We start from the raw sequence: 3,406 nt of genomic DNA, 5'->3' as shown, positions 1-3,406 counted from the left end.
CCGCGTGAGGGGTCAATTTCTGTCGCCTGGATGCCGTCGAAGCGACGTTTTTTGACCCCTCACGCGACCACGACGGAGGAGACGCATGCTCACGCAGCAGGAGATCGACGACATCGCAGAGGAGCTCGCGGAAGCCGGGCGGACGAACTCGGTGATCCCGCGGATCACCGCGCGGTACCCGGATGCCACGGTCGAGGACTCCTACGCGATCCAGGGCCGCTGGCGCGATACGCAGCTCGCCGCGGGCCGCACGCTCGTCGGACGGAAGATCGGCCTGACGTCGAAGGCGATGCAGCACGCGACGGGGATCACCGAACCCGACTACGGCGTCATGTTCGACGACACCGTGTACCGCTCCGGCGGCGAGATCCCGGTCGACCACTTCTCGAACGTCCGCGTCGAGGTCGAGCTCGCGTTCGTGTTGAAGGCGCCGCTCGAGGGCCCCGACTGCACGCTCGAGGACGCCCTTGCGGCCATCGATTACGCCGTCCCCGCCCTCGAGGTGCTCAACTCGCACATCGAGCTGGAGGGACGCACGATCGTCGACACGATCAGCGACAACGCCGCGTACGGCGCGATGGTGCTCGGCGATGTCCACAAGCGCCCGGACGAGATCGACCTGCGCTGGGTGCCGGGCGTCCTCAGCCGCAACGGCGAGATCGAAGAGACCGGGGTCGCAGCCGGCGTCCTCGGCCATCCCGCGACGGGGGTCGCGTGGCTGGCCAACAAGTTCGCGCAGCATGGCGCGCGCCTGGAGGCGGGCGAGATCATCCTGGCAGGATCGTTCACGCGCCCCATGTGGGTGTCGCGCGGCGACGACGTGTCGTGCGACTTCGGACCGATGGGAACCCTCACGTGTCGCTTCGTCTGACCCCCACTTTCCGCGCCGCCCTCGCGGCATCCGATCGTCCGCTCGCCGGGATGTGGGTGTGCGCCGGCAGCACGGTCGCGACCGAGATCGCCGCGGGGTCGGGACTGGACTGGCTGCTGGTCGACATGGAGCACAGCGCGCTGTCGCTCGAGTCGGTGCTGGCTCAGCTCCAGACAGCGGCCGCCTACCCCGTGACCCCGGTGGTCCGGGTGCCGTGGAACGACCCGGTGCTCATCAAGCAGGTGCTCGACATCGGCGCGCAGAACATCATCGTGCCCATGGTCGGCTCAGCCGAGGAAGCCCGCGCCGCCGTCGCCGCGACGCGCTACCCGCCCGCCGGGATCCGCGGCGTCGGCAGCGCCCTGGCCCGCAGCGCCCGGTGGAACCGCGTCGACGGCTACCTCGCCGACGCCGCCGAGCACGTGTCGGTGACGGTGCAGATCGAGACCGTGGCCGGCGTCGAGGCCGCGGCCGAGATCGCGGCCGTCGAGGGGGTGGATGCCATCTTCGTCGGCCCCGCGGACCTGTCGGCGTCCCTCGGCCTGCTGGGGCAGCAGTCGCATCCGGATGTCGTCGCGGCGGTGCACCGCGTCTTCGCCGCGGCCCACGCCGCCGGCATCCCGGTCGGGGTGAACGCGTTCGACCCCGCGGTCGCCGAGGCGTATCTCGACGCGGGCGCGGACTTCGTCGCCGTCGGAGCCGACGTCGCCCTGCTGGCGCGCGCGTCCGAAGCCCTGGCCGCGCGGTTCGTCCGCCCGTCTTCGACCCCGCGCGGGAGCTACTGACCGCACGCGACGGGGCCGGACGCTCGCGTCCGGCCCCCTTGGTCACGCGTCAGTCCTCGTCGTCGTCCTCGTCGTCCTCATCGTCGTCGTCGCTGACGATCTCGATGTCCTCGACCTCGAGCTCGGGCGTGAGCTGGACGTGCACGAGCGCGTCGGGGAACGACGTCGCACCGGCGAACACCACGATGATCGCGTCGGCGAAGACCCCCACGCCGACGGCCTCGAGGTCGGTGCGCAGATCGATCTCGCTGTCGATCTCGTCGTCCTCGAGGGCGTCCTCGATCTCGGTCGCGACCTCGTCGACGATCGCACGCCAGCGGTCCTCGCTGACCGACAGGATGTCGGACAGCGACGCCACGATCGCGTCGACGTCGGGGTCGTCGACGTCCTCGATCTCGGGGTCGAGGTCGACCTCGACCTCGACGCCCGCGGCATCCAGGTGGGCGAGACCCACGACGGTGTCCTCGTCGATCGTCGGCTCGTCGAGCAGTCCGCTGTCGGTGACGCGGCGGAGGAGGTCGTTCAGCACGGAGGCAGTCATGAACAAACTCTGACACGTCTCCGCGGTCTCCGCCTCCCCGTTGCGCGCCGCGCTTCGTCTGTTCAGGCGGCGTGGGTCGGCGGTTCACCGTCCGTGGTCGTGCCGGGCTCGGGAGGATGCCGATGATTTCCGTCGCGGGCGGTGCTCTGGCGCTCAAACGGCTCCGGCTCTCCGAGCGCGGGACGCCGCCGCGCCGCCTTACAGGCCGGCGGCGCGCTCCGCGGCCTCGACGACGTTGGTCATGAGCAGCGCCACCGTCATGGGGCCGACGCCGCCCGGGTTGGGCGAGAGGAAGCCCGCGACGTCTGCCACGTCGGGGTGCACGTCGCCGTAGACGCGGTTCTTGCCCGTCTCGGGGTCGACCTCGCGCGTGACACCGACGTCGAGCACCGCCGCGCCCGGCTTGACGTCCTCGGCCCGCACGATGTGCTTCACGCCCGCGGCGGCGACGATGACGTCGGCCTCGCGCAGGTGCTTCGCGAGGTCGACGGTGCCGGTGTGCGTCAGCGTCACCGTGGCGTTGATCTCGCGGCGGGTGAGCAGCAGACCGATGGAACGGCCGATCGTGACGCCGCGGCCGACGACGACGACCTCCTTGCCCTTCAGGTCGTAGTCATTGCGGAGCAGCAGCTCGATGACGCCGCGCGGCGTGCACGGCAGCGGCGTCGTGATGGGCGCGTTGACGTTGAGCACGAGACGCCCGAGGTTGGTGGGATGGAGGCCGTCGGCATCCTTCGCCGGATCGATGCGCTCGAGGATCGCGTCGGTGTCGAGGTGCTTCGGCAGCGGCAGCTGCACGATGTAGCCGTGGCACGACGGGTCGGCGTTGAGGCCGTCGATGACCGCCTCGACCTCCTGCTGCGTCGACTCGGCGGGCAGCTCGACCTGGATCGAATTCATGCCGATCGCCTCGGACTGCTTGTGCTTCATTCCCACGTACAGCTGCGAGGCGGGGTCCGCACCGACCAGCACGGTGGCGATGCCCGGGACGATCCCGCGCTCACGCAGCGCGGCGACCCGCTCGGCGAGCTCCGCCTTGATCGCCGCCGCAGCGGCCTTGCCGTCGAGAATCGTCGCCGTCATGGCATCCCTCGTTCCGTCGGTGTGTCTCTTTGCGTGGGTCTGCGTGTGGGGCCTGGTGCATAAACGCTCGGGCTCGGCAGAAACGCTGCGTCCGGGCGTTTCTGCCGAGCCGGAGCGTTTATGCGG

Annotated in this window: 4 protein-coding genes; 2 read left to right on the top strand and 2 right to left on the bottom strand. The window is 70.4% G+C overall.

Annotated features, from left to right (window positions below):
• Window positions 1-85 precede the first annotated feature (85 nt).
• Both AVW09_RS14575 and AVW09_RS14570 read left to right on the top strand, forming a co-directional pair.
• Window positions 86-871 (top strand): 2-keto-4-pentenoate hydratase, encoded by a 786-nt coding sequence (locus tag AVW09_RS14575; protein WP_063258750.1) that lies wholly within the window; start codon window positions 86-88, stop codon window positions 869-871.
• A complete protein-coding gene (locus tag AVW09_RS14570) occupies window positions 856-1,656 on the top strand; it encodes an HpcH/HpaI aldolase family protein (RefSeq protein WP_063258749.1) in 801 nt (266 codons plus the stop codon). Before AVW09_RS14575 ends, AVW09_RS14570 begins: the two co-directional genes overlap by 16 nt.
• 49 nt (window positions 1,657-1,705) lie before the next feature.
• On the opposite strand, the gene AVW09_RS14565 is transcribed toward AVW09_RS14570, so the two are convergent.
• A complete protein-coding gene (locus AVW09_RS14565; protein ID WP_063258748.1) occupies window positions 1,706-2,197 on the bottom strand; it encodes a hypothetical protein in 492 nt (163 codons plus the stop codon).
• Window positions 2,198-2,395: 198 nt separating this feature from the next.
• The gene (locus tag AVW09_RS14560; RefSeq protein ID WP_063258747.1) at window positions 2,396-3,280 is read right to left on the bottom strand and encodes a bifunctional methylenetetrahydrofolate dehydrogenase/methenyltetrahydrofolate cyclohydrolase; all 885 of its coding nucleotides are present in this window, start codon (window positions 3,278-3,280) and stop codon (window positions 2,396-2,398) included.
• Window positions 3,281-3,406: the final 126 nt, after the last annotated feature.

The organism is Microbacterium sp. T32 (assembly GCF_001619615.1).
GTDB lineage: Bacteria > Actinomycetota > Actinomycetes > Actinomycetales > Microbacteriaceae > Microbacterium.
This window is presented reverse-complemented; position numbering and strand designations above follow the sequence as displayed.